General features: G+C 59.1%; 18 protein-coding genes. 5 read left to right on the forward strand and 13 right to left on the reverse strand.

The window, feature by feature from the left end:
- Window positions 1-60: 60 nt before the first annotated feature.
- Together ugpB and ACM5SV_RS00400 are read right to left on the reverse strand one after the other, a co-directional pair.
- Window positions 61-1,383 (reverse strand): sn-glycerol-3-phosphate ABC transporter substrate-binding protein UgpB, encoded by a 1,323-nt coding sequence (gene ugpB / locus ACM5SV_RS00395; RefSeq protein ID WP_026157588.1) that lies wholly within the window; start codon window positions 1,381-1,383, stop codon window positions 61-63.
- Between the two features lie 92 nt (window positions 1,384-1,475).
- The gene (locus ACM5SV_RS00400) at window positions 1,476-1,814 is read right to left on the reverse strand and encodes a hypothetical protein (protein ID WP_419425053.1); all 339 of its coding nucleotides are present in this window, start codon (window positions 1,812-1,814) and stop codon (window positions 1,476-1,478) included.
- Here ACM5SV_RS00400 and ACM5SV_RS00405 point away from each other — a divergent pair.
- Together ACM5SV_RS00405 and ACM5SV_RS00410 are read left to right on the forward strand one after the other, a co-directional pair.
- On the forward strand, window positions 1,704-2,321 hold the full coding sequence (locus ACM5SV_RS00405) for a DUF47 family protein (RefSeq protein WP_245274062.1): 618 nt from the start codon (window positions 1,704-1,706) through the stop codon (window positions 2,319-2,321). The two genes, ACM5SV_RS00400 and ACM5SV_RS00405, sit on opposite strands and share 111 nt — an antisense overlap.
- Window positions 2,321-3,325: an inorganic phosphate transporter gene (locus ACM5SV_RS00410; protein WP_128406928.1), complete on the forward strand. Its 1,005-nt coding sequence runs from the start codon at window positions 2,321-2,323 to the stop codon at window positions 3,323-3,325. Before ACM5SV_RS00405 ends, ACM5SV_RS00410 begins: the two co-directional genes overlap by 1 nt.
- A gap of 109 nt (window positions 3,326-3,434) precedes the next feature.
- Here the strand turns inward: ACM5SV_RS00410 and ACM5SV_RS00415 are convergent, their stop codons facing one another.
- The 11 genes from ACM5SV_RS00415 to ACM5SV_RS00465 form a co-directional block, all read right to left on the reverse strand.
- A complete protein-coding gene (locus ACM5SV_RS00415; protein ID WP_221996217.1) occupies window positions 3,435-4,415 on the reverse strand; it encodes a sugar kinase in 981 nt (326 codons plus the stop codon).
- A gap of 18 nt (window positions 4,416-4,433) precedes the next feature.
- The gene (locus tag ACM5SV_RS00420; protein ID WP_017996277.1) at window positions 4,434-5,249 is read right to left on the reverse strand and encodes a carbohydrate ABC transporter permease; all 816 of its coding nucleotides are present in this window, start codon (window positions 5,247-5,249) and stop codon (window positions 4,434-4,436) included.
- Window positions 5,249-6,187 carry a carbohydrate ABC transporter permease gene (locus ACM5SV_RS00425; protein WP_003562595.1) on the reverse strand — a complete coding sequence of 313 codons (939 nt, stop codon included), beginning with the start codon at window positions 6,185-6,187 and terminating at the stop codon, window positions 5,249-5,251. The genes ACM5SV_RS00420 and ACM5SV_RS00425 overlap by 1 nt, the downstream gene beginning before the upstream one ends.
- Window positions 6,187-7,515 (reverse strand): ABC transporter substrate-binding protein, encoded by a 1,329-nt coding sequence (locus tag ACM5SV_RS00430; protein ID WP_419424877.1) that lies wholly within the window; start codon window positions 7,513-7,515, stop codon window positions 6,187-6,189. Before ACM5SV_RS00430 ends, ACM5SV_RS00425 begins: the two co-directional genes overlap by 1 nt.
- A gap of 55 nt (window positions 7,516-7,570) precedes the next feature.
- The gene (locus ACM5SV_RS00435; protein ID WP_017996279.1) at window positions 7,571-8,248 is read right to left on the reverse strand and encodes a GntR family transcriptional regulator; all 678 of its coding nucleotides are present in this window, start codon (window positions 8,246-8,248) and stop codon (window positions 7,571-7,573) included.
- A gap of 7 nt (window positions 8,249-8,255) precedes the next feature.
- Window positions 8,256-9,140: a dihydrodipicolinate synthase family protein gene (locus tag ACM5SV_RS00440; protein ID WP_419424878.1), complete on the reverse strand. Its 885-nt coding sequence runs from the start codon at window positions 9,138-9,140 to the stop codon at window positions 8,256-8,258.
- Between the two features lie 108 nt (window positions 9,141-9,248).
- Window positions 9,249-10,553 carry a plasmid replication protein RepC gene (gene repC / locus ACM5SV_RS00445; RefSeq protein ID WP_419424879.1) on the reverse strand — a complete coding sequence of 435 codons (1,305 nt, stop codon included), beginning with the start codon at window positions 10,551-10,553 and terminating at the stop codon, window positions 9,249-9,251.
- A 154-nt stretch (window positions 10,554-10,707) separates the two neighbouring features.
- Entirely contained in the window at window positions 10,708-11,709 is a 1,002-nt protein-coding gene (gene repB, locus ACM5SV_RS00450; RefSeq protein ID WP_003562605.1) for a plasmid partitioning protein RepB, read from the reverse strand.
- Between the two features lie 4 nt (window positions 11,710-11,713).
- The gene (gene repA / locus ACM5SV_RS00455; RefSeq protein WP_105008296.1) at window positions 11,714-12,907 is read right to left on the reverse strand and encodes a plasmid partitioning protein RepA; all 1,194 of its coding nucleotides are present in this window, start codon (window positions 12,905-12,907) and stop codon (window positions 11,714-11,716) included.
- A gap of 273 nt (window positions 12,908-13,180) precedes the next feature.
- The gene (locus ACM5SV_RS00460) at window positions 13,181-14,494 is read right to left on the reverse strand and encodes a hypothetical protein (RefSeq protein WP_221995370.1); all 1,314 of its coding nucleotides are present in this window, start codon (window positions 14,492-14,494) and stop codon (window positions 13,181-13,183) included.
- 738 nt (window positions 14,495-15,232) lie between these two features.
- Complete coding sequence (locus tag ACM5SV_RS00465; RefSeq protein WP_221968830.1) at window positions 15,233-15,985, reverse strand: SDR family oxidoreductase; 753 nt, start codon at window positions 15,983-15,985, stop codon at window positions 15,233-15,235.
- A gap of 351 nt (window positions 15,986-16,336) precedes the next feature.
- Here ACM5SV_RS00465 and ACM5SV_RS00470 point away from each other — a divergent pair, with 351 nt between their 5' ends.
- The 3 genes from ACM5SV_RS00470 to ACM5SV_RS00480 are packed head-to-tail and all read left to right on the forward strand — an operon-like array spanning window position 16,337 to window position 20,990.
- Complete coding sequence (locus tag ACM5SV_RS00470; RefSeq protein WP_221969071.1) at window positions 16,337-19,972, forward strand: PAS domain-containing protein; 3,636 nt, start codon at window positions 16,337-16,339, stop codon at window positions 19,970-19,972.
- Window positions 19,969-20,610, forward strand: coding sequence for a response regulator transcription factor (locus ACM5SV_RS00475; RefSeq protein WP_113547494.1), 642 nt, complete (start codon window positions 19,969-19,971; stop codon window positions 20,608-20,610). Before ACM5SV_RS00470 ends, ACM5SV_RS00475 begins: the two co-directional genes overlap by 4 nt.
- Window positions 20,611-20,612: 2 nt before the next feature.
- Complete coding sequence (locus ACM5SV_RS00480) at window positions 20,613-20,990, forward strand: response regulator (protein ID WP_003562617.1); 378 nt, start codon at window positions 20,613-20,615, stop codon at window positions 20,988-20,990.

Here is a 20,990-nt window from a genome sequence, read left to right on the forward strand (position 1 = left end):
CTCACACTGACGGATGGGAAACGGGGGCCGGTCTCTCACCAGCCCCCGTCGCGGAGCCCATTAGTTGGCGGACTGGAAATCGCGAAGCTGTTCGTTGCCTCGTGCGACCACGGAATCAACCGCTTCCTTCGCCGTCTTCTTCCCGCCCAGCAATGCTGCAAACTCATCGTCGATGATGCCACGCACCTGGACGTAGTTGCCGAACCGGATACCCTTGGAATTATCGGTGGGTGTCACCCGCGTCAGCTGCTTGATGCCGATATCTGCTCCAGGATTCTTCTCGTAATAACCCTGATCCTGACCCAGCTTATAGGCAGCCTCGGTTATCGGCAGGTAGCCGGAGAACTGATGCCAATCGGCTTGCACTTCCGGCTTCTGCAGGTAGGTGAAGAACTTCGCGACACCCTTGTACTCCTCTTCTGGGCGACCTTTCAGCGTCCAGAGCGTGGCGCCGCCGATAATCGAATTGAGCGGCTGCGTAATGACGTCGTCATAGTAGGGAAGCGGCGCAAACCCGACCTTGAAAGCCTTCGCGTTATTGATAACGCCTGCCCGGCCGGCCGACGAGTTCATGTACATCGCGCATTCCTGCGAATAGAACATCGGAGGAGCATTATCGCCGCCGCCAGGCCCGCCGAATTTGAAGAGCCCCTCGTCCTGCCACTTCTTCAAGTTGCCCCAATGGCGGATCGTGAGATCGTTGTTGAAGGTGAACTCCGCATCCAAGCCGCCAAAGCCGTTGGCCTTGGTGGAGTAGGGCTTGTCGTGCAGAGCATTGAGGTTTTCAGTCTGAATCCAGGAGATCCAGGCGCTGGTGAAGCCGCATTTGGCTGCGCCGGACTTCATGATCGTCCGCGAAAAGGCTTCAACTTCCGCCCATGTTTTCGGCGGTGTTTCCGGATCGAGCCCCGCCTTTTTGAAGACATCCTTGTTGTAATACATGATCGGCGTCGAGGAATTGAACGGCAAGGACAGAACGTTGCCGCTGGTGTCTGAGTAATAGCCGACGACCGGAGCAATGAATTTGCTCTGGTCCCAGGCCTCGCCTTCGTCCTTCATTAACTGGTAAACAGGATAGATCGCGCCCTGTGCTGCCATCATCGTGCCGGTACCGACTTCATAGACCTGTACGATTGCAGGCTGCTGGTTGGCGCGGAACGCAGCAATGGCGCCCGTCAGCGTCTCGTCATAGGTGCCTTTGAATACCGGGACGATCTCATAGTCAGATTGAGATGCGTTAAACCCCTTGGCGATCTGTTCAAGCTTCGCGCCATTCTCGCCGCCCATTGCGTGCCACCACTGGATCTTCGTGGCCGCCATTGCCGGAACGGATAAGGATAGGCTGGTCAATCCTGCGGACAGGAAAAAAGCGATCTTGTTCATCCTCACTCCCACTTGTTGTCGGTCCATAGCCTCCCGCTACGAACGTGAGCTCGATGGTAACAGGCTAGTTTCATTTTGCAAAGATAGAATGTTCATATGAACATTTGATGACACCAACTCGCTCGGCGATCGTAAAGACCGTTGCCCGGAAGGAGTGGCCAATCGATGATACGCGCCGCGTCAGCCTTTGATGGCACGCATGATCCGGTGGAAGTCCCCGTGACATCGGTCGCTAACGGCTTTTCACGACCAACGGCGTGCTCTATGACAGCTTTGTGACAGTCGATGGAGCGCAGATGCTGAACTGGTTTCGAAAACTCATGCCGCGGGAAGATCGCTTCTTCGATCTGTTCGCTCAACACGCAAAGACTGTCGTCGGTGCGGCCGAAGCCCTCGACGAACTTTTGAGCGGCACAGACATTGAAGGGCATTGTGCACGGATTGTCGCCTTGGAGAATGAAGCGGACGAGATCACCCGCGAAGTACTGCTTGCCGTGCGTCGCAGTTTTGTCACGCCGTTCGACCGTGGCGACATCAAGGATCTGATCCAGTCGATGGATGATGCGATCGACATGATGCAGAAAACGGTGAAGACCATTCGGCTATTCGAGCAGAAAAGCTTCGATCCTCTGATGCAGGAAATGGGAAAGACCATTGTCCAGGCAGCACATTTGATAGCCGAAGCCCTTCCTCTTCTCGATCGGATCAGCACGAATGCTCCCCGTCTGGCGGCGCTGGCAGAAGAAGTGACGCGCGTCGAAGGCCGGTCCGACGAGTTGCACGAGCAGGGCTTGAAGGATCTTTTCCGCCGCCACGGCGCGTCGAATGCAATGGCTTACCTCATCGGCAGCGAGATCTATGGCGAGCTTGAGAAGGTCGTTGACCGTTTCGAGGATGTCGCCAATGAGATCAGTGGCATCGTCATCGAGAACGTTTGATGGAAGCCACCCTTGCCCTTCCTCTTCTTGCCGCTCTCGTGGCTGTCGCACTCTTCTTTGATTTCCTGAACGGCCTGCACGATGCAGCTAATTCCATCGCCACAATCGTGTCGACGCGCGTGCTGCGTCCGCAATATGCTGTGCTTTGGGCGGCCTTTTTCAACTTCATAGCCTTCCTGTTCTTCGGCTTGCACGTCGCGGAAACGCTCGGAACCGGCATCATCGATCCGGCCATCGTGACTCCGCAAGTCATTTTCGCGGCGTTGATGGGCGCCATTGTCTGGAATATTGTCACCTGGGTCTTTGGTATCCCGTCGAGTTCATCGCATGCACTGGTCGGCGGTCTGGTGGGTGCTGGCCTGATGAAGACGGGATTCAGTTCGATCGTCTGGACCGGTTTGTTGAAGACGGCCGGCGCCATCGTGATGTCGCCGGCGATCGGATTTTTCCTGGCGCTTCTGCTCATTCTGATCGTGTCGTGGACTTTCGTGCGACAGACACCGTTCGCCGTTGATCGCACATTCCGGGTCTTCCAGTTTGTGTCTGCCTCCCTCTACTCCCTCGGCCATGGGGGCAACGACGCGCAGAAGACGATGGGCATCATCGCCGTGTTGCTATATTCGCAAGGGTACCTGACCGGTGGTTTCCATGTGCCGCTCTGGGTCGTTCTCTCATGCCAAAGCGCAATGGCACTCGGTACGCTTTTCGGCGGCTGGCGGATCGTCCATACGATGGGATCGAAGATCACGCGTCTCAACCCAATGCAGGGCTTTTGTGCCGAAACAGGCGGTGCATTGACACTGTTTGGCGCAACCTGGCTGGGCATCCCGGTCTCGACCACGCATACGATCACCGGCGCCATCATCGGCGTGGGCGCCGCCCGACGCCTGTCCGCCGTACGCTGGGGCTTGGCGGGCAACATCGTTGTTGCCTGGGTTGTCACACTCCCCGCCGCTGCGATCATTTCGGCGCTGTGCTACTGGCTATCGGACCTCTTCGCCTAGAATGGGATGTCGTCCGAAAACCGCTCACATTTTTCGGCATCATGCCCTATCTCTTTGTTTTCACGCAATACCGGACGCAAAACCGCTTCGCACTATTGCTGGAATTTCTCTAGCGACCACCCATCCTTGTCACCGGCGCGTCCCAACCCTGCAGCCTGTTGCAGACCTCGGCTCTGCTGGGTGCGCCGGTACGACCGCCAAACACCTGGCATTTGAGCGCCGCCGCCATGGATGAAAAGCGCATCGTCTCTTCAATCGGCAGGCCTTCCGCGACAACCAGCGCAAAAGCGCCATGGAAGATATCGCCTGCCGCGAGCGTGTCGACCGCCCTCACCTTCGGAGCGGCAAGATGAAGGACTTCGCCGCTTCGGTCATCGAACCAGAAGCAGCCACTTTCGCCCGCCGTGACGCTGATGAAGGCATGCTCGAACTTTCGTTTGAGAAGACCGACGATCTTCACCAGCTCGGCTGCTCCAGAAAGCCGTTCGGCCGCCGGTTGTGAGAACACGATGTGACTGGCCGCCGGCGCAAGCATCTCGATCACGCCATCGCCTGCAACATCGCCATCGAGAATGGCCGGCTTGCCCGCCTCTGCGGCTGCCAATAGCGTCCGCAATGCAAGCTTCGGCCACCGGACGTCAACCAGCACCGCATCGAAAGCAGAAATATCCTTCTTGGTGACCGGCTTGACCGTTTCGTGCAGGCCCGCATCGTAGAAAGGTACGATCAAACGCTCGCCTTGGTCATCCACAAGGATGGTCGAGACGGCCGAACGGGCGTCTTCGACGCGCAGCATGCCGCTCGTGTCTATGCTGCTATTGCTGAGATCGGCAATGATCCGTTCGCCGGTGGCATCATTGCCGACGGCGCCCCAGAGGCTGGCTTTGCCACCCAGCCGGGCGACTGCAAAGGCGGCGCTCGATGCCATGCCTTCGGCGATCTGGAGCATATCGTAAGGCAGAATTTTGCCCTGGCCATTCGGTAGCGAACGTACGCGAAACAAGGTGTCCATAACCGCGGCGCCGACACACAAAACGCGGCGCGCCCGACCGGGAGGTGGGTCGAAGGCAGAAGAAGAAGAAGTCGTCAAAACCGTTGTCTCACCCGCTCACTTGACGGCTCCGGCCGTCAGACCCGCCACGATCTGCCGTTGCGCAAACACCGTCAAAATCAGCACGGGCAAGGTGACGATCAACGCCGCCGCCGCCAGCGGACCCCAACTGACCTGCTCGAACGAGAGCATGTTGTAGACCGCGACGGGGAGCGTGCGCGTCTCGCGACTGGCGAGCACGATGCCGAAGACGAAATTGTTCCACGAGAAGATGACCGACAGGATGAAGGCGACGACAATGCCTGGCCTGGCGATCGGCAAGGCAACCAGCCGGAAAACCTGCCAGGGTGTTGCACCGTCGATGCTTGCAGCCTCTTCCAGTTCCATCGGCGTCGTCTCGAAATAACCGATCATGATCCACACGACGATCGGCACTGTGACGACGAGATGGATGATGATCTGCGGCAAGAGCGTGCCGAGCAGGTTCAGCCATTGGAACAGTAGGAAGAGCGGGATCAGGAACGAAAGGCCCGGCGTCATGCGCGCAATCATGATGACCATCGCAGACTTCTCGGCCTTCAGCCGCGCGATGCCATATCCGGCCGGCACGCCGATTAGTAGCGCCAGAAGTGTGGCGGCACCCGTCACCAGCACCGAATTCCAGAGATAGAGGAAGAAGTTGTTCTCTTCGAAGACCTTCAGATAGTTCGACCAGGCAAAGCGCTCCGGGATGAAGATCGGTGGATAAGCGCCGTTGTCGATTTCATATTTCAGCGACAGGGAAATCATCCAGAGGAAGAACAGGACGACCGGCGATATCATCACCAGGGCAACAAACAGCAGTCCGATGCGATCGAGCGTCTTGCGCTTCATCAGCGTGCCTCCCCGTCGGACCAGTTCGCGCGCTGCCGCAGCATCATCAGGACGAAGGCGAGCAGGACGATGAGGATGAAGAAGACAACCGCCATCGCAGATCCATAGCCAATATCGTAGTAAGCGAAAGCAGTGTTGTAGAGATAGATGTTGATCGTTTCCGACGCCGTGCCCGGACCGCCTTGGGTCATGGCGTAGATGATGTCGAAACTTTTCACCGCATCGATGCTGCGGATCATCACGGCAATCATCAGAAATGGCGCGATCATCGGCAGCGTCAGGTAGCGAAATTTCTGCCAGACATTGGCTCCGTCGATTTCGGCACTTTCATAGGGCTCGCGCGGAACCGCCGCCAGACCACCGAGCACGATCAGCATGATAAGCGGCGTCCATTGCCACGTCTCGACCAGCACCAGCGATGGGATGACACTGTTCTGGTTATAGATCCATTCCTGCGGGCCGATGCCCATGAGGGAGAGAAGATAGTTGAGGACGCCGAGCTGCGGGTGGAACATCATCGTCCAGACGAGGGCGATGGCGACCGGCGTCGCCATCATCGGCATCACGAATATGCCACGCAGAAGGCCGCGCAGCGGAAATTGCGTATCAAAGATCAGCGCGGCGAGCGTCCCCAGGAAAAGGGGCGCCACCACGGAGAGCGTCGTATAGAGCACCGTATGCCACAGCGAGTCCCAGAAGCGCATGTCCACGACCAGGCGGGCATAGTTGTCCAGTCCCGCAAAGACCTGGGATTGGCCAAGCGTCCAGCTGTTGACGCTCATCCAAAGGGTAAACACCCATGGAAAAACGATGACGGCCGCAATGACGATGAGCGCCGGGATGACGAAAGGCCAGTAGTTGGGAGCAAACCGATCCGGTTTGCTCCTTCCTTTCGAGGTCTTGGCCACTGCGGCCGTTTCGATGCTTGTCGAGGCCATTATCCCTCGCTTTTCGCCAGGACGGGTTCGAACTGTGCCGTCGCTGCCTTCAGCTCGGTTTCGGGATCGGCGCCGCCGATCATGTTGGTGAGACCGACACCGTAAACGTCGCGGAACTCGGTGACCGGAATGATGACCGGCAGCGCGAGCTGCGAAATCTTGCCGGAACCGACGACGGCATCTAGCCAGGCGCCCGGCATCTTGACGCCTTCGCGGACCTTCGCATCCTCGAGGACGGACTGGCGGAAAGGAACGCCGGCGCCGGCCTGCAGCAGACGTGCGCCCATTTCATGCGAAATCGCCCATTGGCAGAAGAGGTATCCGGCTTCTTTCTTCTGGCTTGCCGCGACGACTCCAAGCCCGTCACCGAAGGTGCCCGCGGCCTGTGCCTTCGGACCTTTCGGCATGATGCCGTAACCGACCTGGCCGACGACGCGCGACTTTTCCGGATTCTCGATCGGCGGCGCAAAACCGACGCCATCCAGCCACATGCCGATCTTGCCCTGCAGGAAGGCCGACTGTGCCTCGGCCCAGTTGAAGCCGGAGACGCCGGGAGGGGCTGTCTTGGTCATCAGTCTTTGGTAAAGCTTGGCCGCATCGATCGCTTCTTGCGATGTCGTGCGCAGCTTGCCATCCGGGCCGAGCGGGCTCGAACCATAGCCAAGCAGCAGCGACGTCCAGACCGGCGTATTGGCATTCTTCAGGCCGCGGGCGACGAAGCCGTAGGTGTTGGTGGAAGGATCGGTGAGCGCCTCCGCGGCACTGGCGAGTTCTTCGAACGTCGTCGGATAGGCCAGCCCCTTCTTCTCGAACAGCGCCTTGTTCCAATAGATGATCCAGTAGTCGACCGAGAATGGAAGCGAACGCAGAACGCCGCCCGGATCTTTGGCAAAAGTCAGGCCGGCTTCGGCGAAGTCGCTTTCAACCAGAGACGGGTCGGTCAGAGAGGGGTCCTTGAGAAAACCGCCGATATCGGCAAGCCAGCCGCCCTTTTCGAACTGCCGCTTCTGGACATGATAGCTCATATGCACGACATCGAAGCTGGGCTTGCCGGAGCTCAGCTCGATGGTCGTCTTCTGACGCTGCTGTTGTTCGGGCGTCGCTTCGGCATTGACCTTGATGCCGGTGAGCTCCTCGAATTCGGGAAGGTACTTGAGAAGTATTTCGCTGCGCGGGCTCTTGACCAGATTGACTTCGAGCGTCGTGCCGGTAAAGCGCTTCCAATCGACCGCAGCCGATGCCAGCCGCACGCCGAGCATGCTGCTGGCGCCAAAAGCGGCCGTACCCGCCAGAAAGCCGCGCCTCGTCGGGTTCAAAAACGATGACATGTGATTCCTCCTCCTTTTGCCGGCGATCTCCTCACCCCCGGCTGCTTATTTCCGATTATATCCTGAGCGCACGATCTCTTGCATGATTGATGTGTGCGACAAGGCTGTTGACGGCGTCCTCCGCCGATCGTCGTTCGATCGCCTCGAGTACCTTGAGGTGCTCACCCATGACAGGTCCGACGTGACCATCGATACGAAAACGGTCCTGACTGATCAGGCGCATCTTGATTGAGTTCACCCGGTAGGCGTTCGAGATGATGGTATTTCCCAAAGCATCGATAAAGGCGTCATGCATACCCCAATCGACAGCTTGTGCGTGTACTTCCAATTCGTGCGATCCATCGCCATTTCGAATGGCGTCCGCAATATCCCGATGCTGCTTCAAAAGCCCGGCGATCGTCTCCTCAGACGCAGAGCGGGTGAAAAGCGCTACCGCTTCCTTCTCCAGGAACACGCGCAGTTGGAACGCCTCGCGAATAAGGTTCAGGTCGATATGCGCGATCTGCAACCCCCGCTGGGGCACCGTCTTGATCAGTCCTTCGGCTTCGAGCCTTGGGATAAGTTCGCGGATGGCGCCAAGCGTCAGCCCCGTCAGCTCGACGAGGCGACGCTGCGAAACGAACTGGCCGGGGCGCACATCACGCGCAAGAAGGTGGCGTGTGAAACTCTCATACGCCTTTTCCCGCAGTGTCGGCTGCTCGTCCGTTCCGTCCATCGCCTCTCCCAGAAACATCTCCGACCTATGCCGCTTTCGAGCGGAAAAGAGTGTCGAACGCAAGAGCGAGTTGCGCCTGCCCTTCGCCGGATATTGAAACGAGTGGTGGGCGAACCGCAAGCCAGATTTCATCAGACGTCAGGTGAGTGACCATCGCTTTCACGGCGGCGGTCACCGGAAATTTCAGCAGTTCGGCCACGAAATCCTCGACGCGAGGATCGTCCTTGCCTTCTTCCGCCATCAGCTTGACTTCGCGAGGTACGAAATTCGCCATGCCGGAGATCGCACCCTGGCCGCCAAGCCGCACACCCTTCGCCAGGTGACGTTCGTCGCCCACCAGGATGACGAGATCGCCATGCGCCTTCAGCAGCTTTTCCGTAAAAGGCCAGTCGCCGGAGGAATCCTTGACGCCCGTAACGACCTTGGGAAAGGCGGTCCGCAGTCGGCCGATGAGCGATACGCTCAGCGGAACCATGGTGACCGAGGGAATGTTGTAGACGATAATATCGCGCGCCTTGTCGCCCAGGATGGCGAAGACAGCCGAAAACCACTGGAAGACGCCGTCCTCACTCACGTTCTTGAAATAAGACGGCGGAGCAAGAAGGATATTGCGGGCTCCCTTGGAAAGCGCATGGCCGGCCTGCATCGCCGCATCCTCGGCCGCGTCGACCAGCACACCGACGATGATCTGCTTTGCGGCTAATCCGCTATCAAGCATGGAAGCGAGAACATGCTCACGTTCCTGCGTGCCGATGGAAGAACCTTCACCCGTCGTCCCGAACAGGGTCACACTCGAGCAGCCGGCCGCGAGGCTGCGCCGTGCCTGCTCGATCATCGCCTCGATCGCGATATCGCCGTTGCTGTCGAACGGCGTGGCGAGAGCAACCGAGAGCCCGAATTTTTGTGTCAAATATGCTTCCTCCCAATGAATGGATCAAATGTAGCAAACTAACATGTTAGCTGTAAAGAGGTGATTGCGCACTGTTACACGAATGCCGAGGCAGTCGCTTTCTCACGATCAACTGGCATGCCTCGCCGTCGGCCCATTCGTCCGCGCGAGCGCCATCAGCATCGGTCCGATTGCAAACTCGCCCTTTTCGGTCCTTCGGGTCAGATCTCTGAGATAACCGCCGGGCGAGTTGATGTGCCCTCCCCTCTCCAGGATGCAGGCGATCACGGTGGCGGCGTTTTCCGGCCCCATGCCCGAGCAGGCTTCCTCATAGGCCGAGGGACTGACGCCGAGCATCGAACGCACGACGACGGCCGCCGACATCAAGTCTCGCCAATTGCCGATGTTTCCGCCGGGCCCATAGTCGAGAATACTCGGGCAGGCCTGGAGGACGAGGCCGAGCGGGAAGGATTTCAGGCCTTGTCCGGCGCCCGGGTCGGCTGCGCCCCCCGCCCTGTTGCTCATCCGGCCGGAAGGCCTTTGCTGCTTCAATCTTCGTTCGTCTGACGGCCCGGCGTTCGGGTCATTGTCGGCCGCTGCCTTTTCGCCCTGCTTCGTTTCGAAGCTTGGTTCAAGTTCATAATTGGAGTCGGGATTTGAATTCTGTTTGTGATGCTCAATTTGAGACTCATTGGCGTCTATTTTTTGTGTTTTTATCCGTCTTTCCAGCATGTTGACGATCTCTGCACGCAGCATCGCCATCTCGTCGAGCAGCGGTGTCAGGTCTTCGGCGGTCGCCACCCGTGGAATTCGGGCAAGAAGCGCTCGAAACATCGCCGAAATACCTTCCCAATCACCGGAAACCCCTTCTTCGAGCGCCGCCGTGATCAGCTTGGAAATGTCCCGCCGGCACAACGTCAGGCGTTCCCTGGTCACCCGTAACAGCTCCCGGTCGGCAACCGCCTGAGCCGCCAGGCTTTCGATTTCGACAGCACGCGCCAAAAGCGGTGCGACGCTGAAGCCGAAGGCATCGCCGATCGCCCCTGCCCTGTCGCGGCGCGCATAGCGCTTTCCATTCGGGCTGTCCTTGCGCAGGATCAGGCCGGCCTCGACCAGGACAGCAAGATGCCGCCTGAGGGTCGCTGGCGTCATGCCGCGGGCGCGCAACGAAAGCTGCGCATTCGAGGGGAAGACGATCAGTCCCTTTTCCTCGGAGATTTCGTCGTCAGGGTAGAAGGTCAGAAGCGCGTCGAGCACCGTCAGTGCCCGATCGGTGACGCCAAGCGCCGGCCGTGCTTCGCAGATCGCCCTGAATAGCTTCCATTTGCTGCGTTTCATTCCCGGCTCGATGGTCTCGGCCAGGTGCTGGCTTGCCAGCATGCCAAGCGACATCGGCCGCCGCCCAAAGGGCGTCGTCACATATCCACTCTCCATTTGCCTTCACCTTCGTTCAGGCAAAAGAAAACCATCCACCAATTTGGTGCCTAAGACGCTTGACTGTGATTCGGGGAAATGCGATTCTCGATGTGCTTAAGATCTGAGAAGGGCTTCCACGGCGTCGTCGTTGGGGGCCTTTTTCTTTTGCGCGCTACGCTCCTCTGTCCTTGTTGAACTCCTGGAACAGGCCCTTCAGCCTTTCCTGGACGAATTGATCAAAACCGGGCGCCGTCTTGCCGTCGAAGACGAAGGTCGCACCGGATGCTGTCTTCTTGATCATGACAGGCACACCGCTGACCTCAGATTTGGCCACCGTCGGCTTCGGAGCAGTCGTCTTCTTCGTTGCCAGAACGAGCGCCCGGTGAAACCGCTCGTCGCTCGAAATTTTGCGCGCGTCGTCCGCGGACAACTCCGCGATGATCTTTTCGACGTCGGCTTTCTCAAGCCGCTCCCCCAGTTCCAGCCATCGGCGGCGGCCGATATCAGGTGCTGCACCTATGGCATTGACGAGCGTCAGGGGGACCTGTCGTATGACGATCAGCATTCTCGACAGCGCCGCCTTGTCCACGCCGAGGGCCGCCATGATGACATCGCGGCCAAAGCTGCGTTCCTCGAGCCGCGATGCGAAAAGTGCGCGCTCGATGTAGGAGAGATTGGTTCGAGCGCTGTTTTCCTGTCCCTGGCTGACGACCAGCTGACCGTCGGTGAGATCGCGGACGACCGCACGCACCCTGATGCCAATTTCTCGGGTGGCAGCCAGGCGACGATGGCCGTAGGCGACCTGATAGCGTCCCCTGCTTTCGGGATGCGGGCGGACAAGAATCGGAACCTGCTGCCCATGCTCGCGAATCTGCTCGACAAGCTGCGCGAGTTCGGCCGCATCGATCGCCAATCGATCGCTGACGAAGGAAGCGTCGATCAGGCCGGGATCGAGTTCGATGATCGTCTGGCCACTGGCAAGCTGCCGTTCCAGCTCACTCGCCCGCTCCATTTTCTCGGTAATGTTGCCGAGCGTCTTGGTAATGCCGCCGACCGGCGCGGCACTGCGCTCCTGCGGCACGAATCCAGCGATCGGACGATTGTCGCGCAGTGCGACCGCGTCCGCCCTTGCCGGGTTCGGAGCGGAAATTTCGATGAGGTTCTTGCGCGCCATCTATCTATTTCCTCCCCCAGGTGGAGCGAATATGCGCCTCGATCTCGCCATTCACGAGGTTGAGGGATTCCAGTGCCCGATCGTAGGTTCCGCGTGTGAACTGCGACCGCTCGACCTCGTAAAGTGTCTGCTTGGTGACGCCGGCATCGGCGACTGCCGTCGATTTCACCATGGCATTGTGGAGCATTCGGTTGCCGAAGATTGCCCGCATGAAGCCGGTCATCTGGCTTTGCGGTCCGTCGTTCGGTTCGAACCGCGTCACGAGATAGCGCATCCAGTCATAGCTCGTACGCCCGCCGGCCTTTTCAACGACCGACATCAATTCACTCGTCATCGTCAGAAACTGCGACATCGACATGACATCCAGCATCTGCGGGTGGACCGTGATCAAGACCGAGGTTGCCGCGCAGAGCGCCGACATCGTCAGGAAGCCCAGCTGCGGCGGGCAGTCGATGACCACAACGTCGTAAAGGCTTTCGATTTCCGTCAGGACCTCGCCGATGCGGGCAAAGAACATCGTCTCCGCCGTACCCGACGCCATCGCCTTCGGGGTCTCGTGCTCGAATTCCATCAGCTCGAGATTGCCCGGAATGAGATGCAGATTGGGCGTGTAGGTGGCGCGCACGATGTCGGCGATGGGGCGCGGGTCATCATATCGGATCGCACCGTAGATCGTTTCGCCCTCTCCGACGTCGAACTCCGGCTGATGACCGAACAAGGCGGACAAGGACGCCTGCGGATCGAGGTCGACGGCGAGCACGCGGTAGCCTCGCAGCGCCATGAACTGCGCCAGATGGGCCGCAGTGGTGGTCTTGCCCGAGCCGCCCTTGAAATTCATGACGGAGATGATCTGGAGCTTTTCACCCGGCCTGCGGGCCGGCACATATTTCGGCGTTCCGTTTCGCTCGTCGAGGACCCGGCGAATTCGATCCATATCCGTTGCGCTATAGAGCCGCCGTCCGTTTGCGAGCGGATCGGGCCCATGGCCGTCGGCGGCTACCTGGCGGAGATACCCTTCGCCGATGCCGATAAAGGCTGCCGCTTCCGCCGGCGAAAATGTTCTGATGGTCTTTTGCGAGAGCGGGGGGAAGATTTTTGCCTGATGCTGCTGAAGTTGATAGGATAACTCCTTCGCATCCGTTGCCAGAAGCGACGGGAGGTGCTCTTGATCGTCCTGAAGAGCAAGACTCGGCTGCATGATCTTTTTCCCAAGTAACTGCGCAATTTTGAACGAAAGCGCTTCAGTTGCGCAGTTACTATATGCCTCGATTCGTTACCAATTTACAAATGCTTAACCAAACCGCCCGTTTCCGCCCGCCGAGACGACCGGCGACGTCGGGCAGATTTGAGGCGGTGCGAGCCATGCCAATGGTTCGCAATGGTTGACAACACGGGTGACTTTCAAGCCAGCCGGAAATTCAAGAAATTCCCCGGATAAATCCAATTTATCAATAGCCTGGACGCTGCCTCTCTATTTTCCGTCGTCCTTCAGGTAGTTGTTGCCGTTGATCACCAGAAGCCCGTCGGAACCTTTGTCCGGTTCGAATATGCTCATGGTCTCGGTCTTGCCGCTGGCGTCGGTCAGATCGAGGCGGTAGCCGGAAAGTTTGTAGCGTCCGCTGGCGCCCGGCCGGTTGCTTGACGTGGTGACGCCCGATTTCGATCCGCCGACTTCGTTCGTCGTCGAGGCGCCCGACCAGCCTGTGCGTTCGAAAGTACCGTTTCGATGAAGCCTCAGCGTATGGCTGGACGCCACCGATCCCGATGAGGTCGCGGTCATGCCGCTCGAGGCGAAGGTGGATACCCATTCGCCGTCAAGTGTCGTGCTCTCATCAAATGGCGGCACGGCGCGATAGTCTGCCTCGGCAATCACCAGGTCTTCGCCCTTTTTCGAGAATGTCTTCGTCTCTATCTCGATCGTGCCGTAGGCAGAGGTGACGCTGCGCGTTTCGATCGACCCGGCGGAGGAGAAGAAACCGCCGCCGACAAGCTTGTAGAGGCCGCAATCGGTCGGGGTCTCCTTACAATGTTCGGTGATGCTCCGGCCGCCCTTCGGTAGCTCTGTGCTGAACAGACCCTTCGGGTCGAAGATGGTGATCGTGCTGTCCGAATAAAAATCCATGCCGCCGAAGACATTCGGCCGGATTCCGGTATCGAGATGGGTGAAGACGCCGTCCAGCCCGCCATCGCCGCTCGTCGGCACGAGGTCGAAATCCTTGTCGGAAGGATCAAGCTTCACCGAGCGGACCAGGGCAGCGAAATCGGCCTCGGCGCCACTGCTTCTGTCACCGCTGACATTCAGCAGCACGAGCTGCAGAAAGGCCTGCCGCTTGTCGCCGGCGATGCCGACGACCATCTGGCTGATGCTGACGTTCTTCTGTTGGACGCAGCAGCGTTCTTCCGCGCGGATGTCATAGCCGTTTACCGAGACCCCGTAATGCTTGATCAGGATATCTTCCTTTGCCATGTCGGGCAGCGTCGCAACGAAGGTCTTCATGCCGGCCTGCAGGGAATTGCGCGCTGCCGCGAGCGGCTTGGTGATCTGAATCAGAGCATTGCCGCGCTTGTCGTCCTCCGTTTCCAGAAATTCCTTCTGGAGCATGAAGAGATTGCCCTTTCCGGCTTTCCTCCAGCCGGAAGCAGCATCGGGCAGGGTCACCGTCAGGCCGCCGATATCGGCGGGTGCGGCGAAGGATTGAGGGCTGGACAGTAGGGAAACGAGGACGAGAATGAAACCCAAGCCTGGTCTCACTCGACCGACCCGATCGATCTGTGCGTTGCCCATGTGCGCCTGCCCTCCTTTTCGACTGCTGCCGACGGGATTTGGAGCGGGGTGCGACGAGTTCAACCCTGAGCTTCATACAGGTTTCTTGAATGCTCCGAGGTGATGAACCCCGGCGACTTGGGTGAAAACACCCGAACCTCCAGAGTCGCGCCCCTCGACCTTCCGACGGACGCCGTCCTCAGCATCGGGCGGCAGGGTGCGCCTCAGATCACGGGTCTAAACCGGCCAACGTTGACGTAGCCGGCAAATGAATGTTTGCCATCCCTCGTTTTGCAGTGCACAATATTTGCTGTTAACAGGGATGTGAGCCGTTGAGAATTTGCATCTACAAATCAGATGAAGCTCCTGAAGTGACGCTGTTCTTACGAGAAGGCGTACCGGTGCCCGCACATCCGAAGAGCCAAAAGTGGCGGCACATAAAAGCGGTTGTTGGCGAAGAGGTAAGGGCCGACCTTCTGACCCAAATAGAGATCGGCAATGGATGTCTTTTTGTCAACCTTGGGGCATCCCCGAAGCACTGATCTAGGCGGCTGGGTTAAACGCTGCTCAACCGACACGGAATATGCTCGCTCATTATTGTACCCGCCGCCAATCTTTCAGGAGGCAAGCCTTGCCCCCCTCGTTCATCTCGATTTAAAGATTGCGGTGAGCCTTTGAGGGTTCTAATCGCAGCCAGATGAACGTTCTGTGGCGGGTCGATTTTAAGTCTCCTACCGGCCGGAAGAAAAGCCGCGCGGCCTACTCCCCCATCGATTGGTAGAGCCAGTCGGAAAGCGTCTGGCGCGCCATGCGCGCACCGGCGCTAGGAATCAGGGCGTCGTCGGTCAGTTCGACACCGAAATACGACGTGGATCGATCGGTTATCACCTGCCGTTCGTCTTCATTCGCGGCGAGATAGATCCGGGCGATTTCATCGATGCCGAACTGCTCCGGGCCGCCGATTTCGACGACATCGCCCAAGGGAGCACCAGCTGCCAGTTTCGCCAGGAATGCAGCGACGTCCCCGGCTGCGACCGGCCTCATCAAGGCCGACGGCAATCGAAAGATATTGCCTTCCGCACCGATGTCGATCAATCCGTTTATGAACTCGTAAAATTGCGTCGAGCGGAGGATCGTATAGGGTCGACCTGCAGCCCGGATGAGATTTTCCTGCACCATTTTCGCGCGAAAATAATCGCTCTCCACGAGGCGCGGCGTGCCAACGACGGAGAGTGCGAGATAGTGCCGGATGCCGGCTTGCGCCGCAGCTGCGAGCAAGTTCTTCGTCGACGCCTTGAAGAAATCGAGCGCCGAACTGTCACCGAACGATGCGGCATTGGTCACGTCCACAACGACCTCGGTTCCCGCCATAACCACGTCCAGACCCTTGCCGGTAACCGTGTCGACGCCAAGCGACAAAGATGCGGCCGCGACGTCGTGGCCCGACCAGCGCAGCTTCTCGCTGAGCCGCGTTCCGATCAGACCGCTTGCTCCCACCACGGTGAATTTCATATCGGAATCCTCTGTTGCATCTCGTCTGCAATGCCTCACGCGGATCAACAATGACCGGAAAGTCGGACGCCTTCCATCGTGCCTGAGGTCTGGCGCCCTAGCCGTAGGGCATAGCGGAACCAGCCCGAAGCCTAGGATGCGCCATCGGGAAAACAGAGCATTCTTCCGATCCGTCGTTTGCCCGAAAATTCCGGCTACATTCCCGCGCAATGCATGGGTTTCCATGAGTTGCGGTTGTGGTGCAGCGGGATTACGGTTCGTAACATGAGCTCGCCAGCCCCGAAATCGAGAATGACTGCTGCAGGAAATGCTGACGATCCCCCGGTTCTCTCTGTCCGGCAGGAGCAGTTGATGCTGAGCGTCTGGTCGCACCGTCCCCGGCTCCTGCACCTGGGGCTTTTCTTCCTCGCCTATGTACTCGCCTGCGGCTTCGCACAGTCGCTGGCAATCGTGCCGGGAACGGGTATTTCCATCTGGCCTCCGGGCGGGCTCTTCGTCGCGACCCTCATCCTCGCTTCCAGGCGCAGCTGGTCATGGTGGATCCTGGCGGGCTGCCTGGCAGAGATGTTCAGCAATTTCCTGTGGTTCTACAGCCCGGTGCCTGCGGCCTTCCTGATCTATGTCGGCAACGCTCTTGGAGCAATGGTCGCGGCATGGCTGGTGAATCGAACCTTGAAGCATCCCGTTCAGCTGGAAACTCTGCGGGAAGTTCTCACATTCGTCATCCTGGCTGCCGGAATTGCACCGATCGTGAGCGCGACCGTGGGAAGTGCCACGCTTGCCGGGTTCGCGATCCAATCGCAATCCTTCGCGACGGCCTGGCCGCTATGGTGGATCGGAGACGCAACCGGTATTCTCATCGTCGCACCGCTGGCGTTGGTCCTCTTTCACAGCTGGCGCAGCAAGACGCAGTTCTCTGCCGCGCAATGGGTGGAAGCCTGCGTCCTGGCGCTGATCTTTCTCGGTGTGGCGGCTCTTTCACTGAGCGGCTACCTTCCCTTCGCCTATATCATCATGCCGCCTCTTCTTTGGGCCGCGGTCCGCTTCGAGTTCAAGGGCGCCGCCGTATCGCTCGCTCTGCTTGCTCTGATCACGGCGGTGTTCACGATAACAGGCGCCAGCCAATTTGCCGGCGATCCCGAATCCCAGAAACACAATCAGATCATGCTGCAGCTGTTTCTGGCCATCTCGGCATTTTCGGCGCTGATTGTCGCCGCCATATCCCGACAGCATCAGCAGGCGGTGCTCACTTTGCGCCAAAGCGTGGAGACATTACGCGAACGGGAACGGGAACTCTCACACCTCGTGGATATGGTTCCGAGCCACGTCTGGCGCCTGACGCCTGAAGGCGAGCCGAGCTTTTTCAACAAACGGATGGTCGATTTCCTCGGTCTCGATGTGGTGGATTTCGACAAGCCCGGCATGAGCCGGCTGGAGGCGGTTCTAGAGGCCACCATCCACCCCGAGGATACGGCGGGGTTCGGAGACACCCTTCGTCATTGTCTCGTCAGCGGCGGCAGCTTTGCCATGCGCTATCGCCTGCGCCGTGCCGACGGCCTCTATCGCTGGATGTCGAGCCGTGCCGAACCAATGCGGGATCAGTCGGGGCGCATCGTCCAGTGGTACGGCCTTTGTCACGACATCGACGATCAGGTCCATGCCGAGGACGCTGTGCGGCGGAGCCAACAACAGCTCCAGCAGATCATAGACGCCGTGCCGGTCCGCATCTGGAGTGTGGAGCCCACCGGCGGCTCGTTCTATTTCAATAAGCGATATCAGGATCATTTCCGCTCCGTAATCGCCAATTTTGACGCTCTCGGTGAACCGCGTATCGACGATCTTCTGCAGCAGCTGGTTCATCCCGAAGACGCTCCCGATGTCCAGCGTACGCTCAGGAACTGCTTCGAGACCGGCGACGGCTCTGCGATGCGATTTCGCTGGCGCGAAAAGGATGACGTCTACCGTTGGGCGGAATGCCGGGTGGAGCCCCGGCGCGACGATGACGGAACGGTCGCGGAATGGTATGGCGTTTCTCTCGACATCGATGAAGAGGTACGCGCGCTGGAGGCGTTGCGCAATCGGGAGCGCGAACTCTCGCAGCTCGTCGACATGGTCCCGGTTCAGATCAGGCGTCTGACGCCGGAGGGCGAGCCGGTCTTTTTCAACAAGCGACTGATCGACTTCTTCGGTCTCGACGTAGGGGATATGGACAGGCCGGGCATGAGCCGGTTGGCGGCGGTCATTGGTACCCTCATCCATCCCGACGACGCCCCAATGGTGCTGGAGACGATCCACCATTCCCTCGCCAGCGGCGAACCTTTCTCGATAAAATATCGCATGCGTCGCGTCGACGGTGCCTATCGCTGGGTCGACGGTCGCGCGGAACCGCTGCGGGATCAAAGCGGCGCAATCATGCAATGGTATGTGATCTCAGTCGACATTGACGATGAGATGCGCGCGCAGGAAGCGCTACGCGACCGGGAGCGGGAGCTTTCGCAACTCGTCGATATGGTTCCCAGCCTGCTCTGGCGGCTCAATCCGGAAGGCGCTCCGACCTTCTTCAACAAGCGCCTGATCGATTTTCTCGGTCTTGAGATGGCGGATATGGACAGGCCGGGCATGAGCCGGCTGGCGGCACTCATCGAGGCCGCAGTCCATCCCGACGATGCGGCGATCCTTGAAGAAGCGCTTAACCATTCCTTCGCCACCGGCGAGCGCTTCTCCAGCCAATATCGCCTGCGGCGTGCCGATGGCGTCTATCGCTGGGTGAAAGGCAGTGCCGAGCCGCTGCGGGACGAGAGCGACCGGATCGTCCAATGGTATGGTCTGTCGCATGACATCGACGATCAACTGCGCGTCGAAGAGGCACTGCGGGAGAGAGAACGATCGCTCTGGCAGCTCGTTGAAACGCTGCCGGCAATGATCGATTGCGCAGCACCTGATGGAGAACCGATCTATCGCAGCCAGCAACTGCGCGACTTCCTCGGTTATAATCTCGATGAGTTGGATGGAACGGGCAAAACCCGGCTGGACGGCACACTCGATGCCGGTGTTCATCCCGACGATGTGGCAGGGGTCAAAGAAAACTATGCCCATTCATTGTCCACTGGCGAGCCCTATGCGCGTAGGCACCGTCTGCGGCGCCATGATGGTGAATATCGCTGGGTCGAGACGCGTGCGGCACCGATGCGCAATGCCGAAGGCGTCATCGTCCAGTGGAATGTCATCTGCCTTGATATCGACGGTGAGGTTCACGCGGAGGAAGATCTGCGTCGAGTGCGAGAGGGTCTTGCACGGGCGAGCCAAGTGGCGAGCCTCGCCGAGCTTTCAGCCTCCATCGCCCACGAGGTGAACCAGCCGCTTGCGGCCGTCGTGGCGAACTCACATGCCTGCCAGCGCTGGCTCATGGCCGAGCCGCCGAATATGGAGCGGGCACAGAGGACGGTCGAGCGCATCATCCGGGATGCCAACTCGGCGGCGGATGTCGTCAGCCGGATCCGCGCCCTGTTCAAACAATCCGTAGACAGGAGGATCTCATCGACGCTCTCCGGTATCGTCAACGAAGCGCGCAACCTCATGGCCGACGAGGCCTGGCGTCGTCACGTTCGGATGGAGGTGGAGGTCGACCCCACCCTTCCGCCGATCGCAATCGACCGCGTCCAGATCCAGCAGGTTCTGATCAATCTCATCCGCAACGGCATCGAGGCAATGGACGCCACGACAGGCGACAGGGTCGTCGAAATCCGCGTGCGCCAGATTGGGAATATCCTCCAGACTGAGATCAGCGATCGCGGACAGGGCATCGACTTTCCCGAAAAGATGTTTGAGCCGTTCTTTACGACGAAGGAAAACGGCATGGGCATGGGGCTGGCCATCTGCCGCTCGATCGTCGAGCTGCATGGCGGACGATTGTGGGCCGAGAAGAACAATCCGCATGGAGCGACGTTGCTATTCACCTTGCCCATAGAAACGAAGGCGGCGTCATGACGGGTGATGACCATATCGTCTTCGTCGTCGATGACGATGAACGTGTTCGGGAAGCGCTCAGCGAGCTGCTGGACTCGCACGGCATGCGCGCCATCACCTTCGAATCGGCCGGCGACTACGTGAAAGCGGACAAGCCGGATGTGCCCTCCTGCCTCATCCTCGATATCGAGCTGCCTGACATCAACGGCCTCGATCTGCAGAGACAGATCGCCGACAGGGATCATCCGCCGATCGTCTTCATCACAGGTCACGGCGACATTCCCTCCTCGGTGCGTGCGATCAAGCACGGCGCGGTGGATTTCCTGACCAAACCCTTCAGCGATGCGGACCTGATGGCAGCAATCCACGCGGCGCTCGCTGAGGATCGGGAAAAGAGATCGCAACGCGCCGAACTCGATACGCTCAAACGACACTATCTCGACCTGACGCCACGAGAGCGCGAGGTGCTGCCGCTTGTCGTCAGCGGTCTTCTCAACAAGCAGGCAGCAGCCGAATTGGGGATCAGCGAAGTGACGCTGCAAATCCACAGAAGAAATGTGATGCAGAAAATGGCCGCGGCATCGCTCGCCGATCTGGTGCGGATCGCGGAGAGATTGGAAATACCGATAACCCACTCGCGCCGAGTGGGAGGGAATTGAACATGAACAAGACAAGACACGTCGTGGCAATTGTCGATGACGACCCAAGGTTGCTTGAATCGATGGGCGATCTTCTTGAATCTGCGGGCTATGTGGCCCGCAGCTTCTCGTCGGCGGGCTCACTGCTCGTCAACGGGCTGTCGGACCTCGACCTGCTCATCACCGATATAGGTATGCCTGGCATCGACGGCTTCGAACTTCGTGACCTCGTGAAGAAGTCACGTCCGGAGCTGCCGGTATTCATGATCACGGGCCGCCACGAGATAGCGGATCAGGGGCGCGCTCAAGGCGCGAGCGGATTTTTCCGCAAGCCCTTCGACGCCCAGGCCCTGCTGGCGGCCATTGCCAACGCTTTGCATAAATCGACAGATGGAGGGTGA

Origin of the sequence: Rhizobium sp. CRRU65, from assembly GCF_048551595.1 — a bacterium.
Taxonomy (GTDB): domain Bacteria; phylum Pseudomonadota; class Alphaproteobacteria; order Rhizobiales; family Rhizobiaceae; genus Rhizobium; species Rhizobium leguminosarum_J.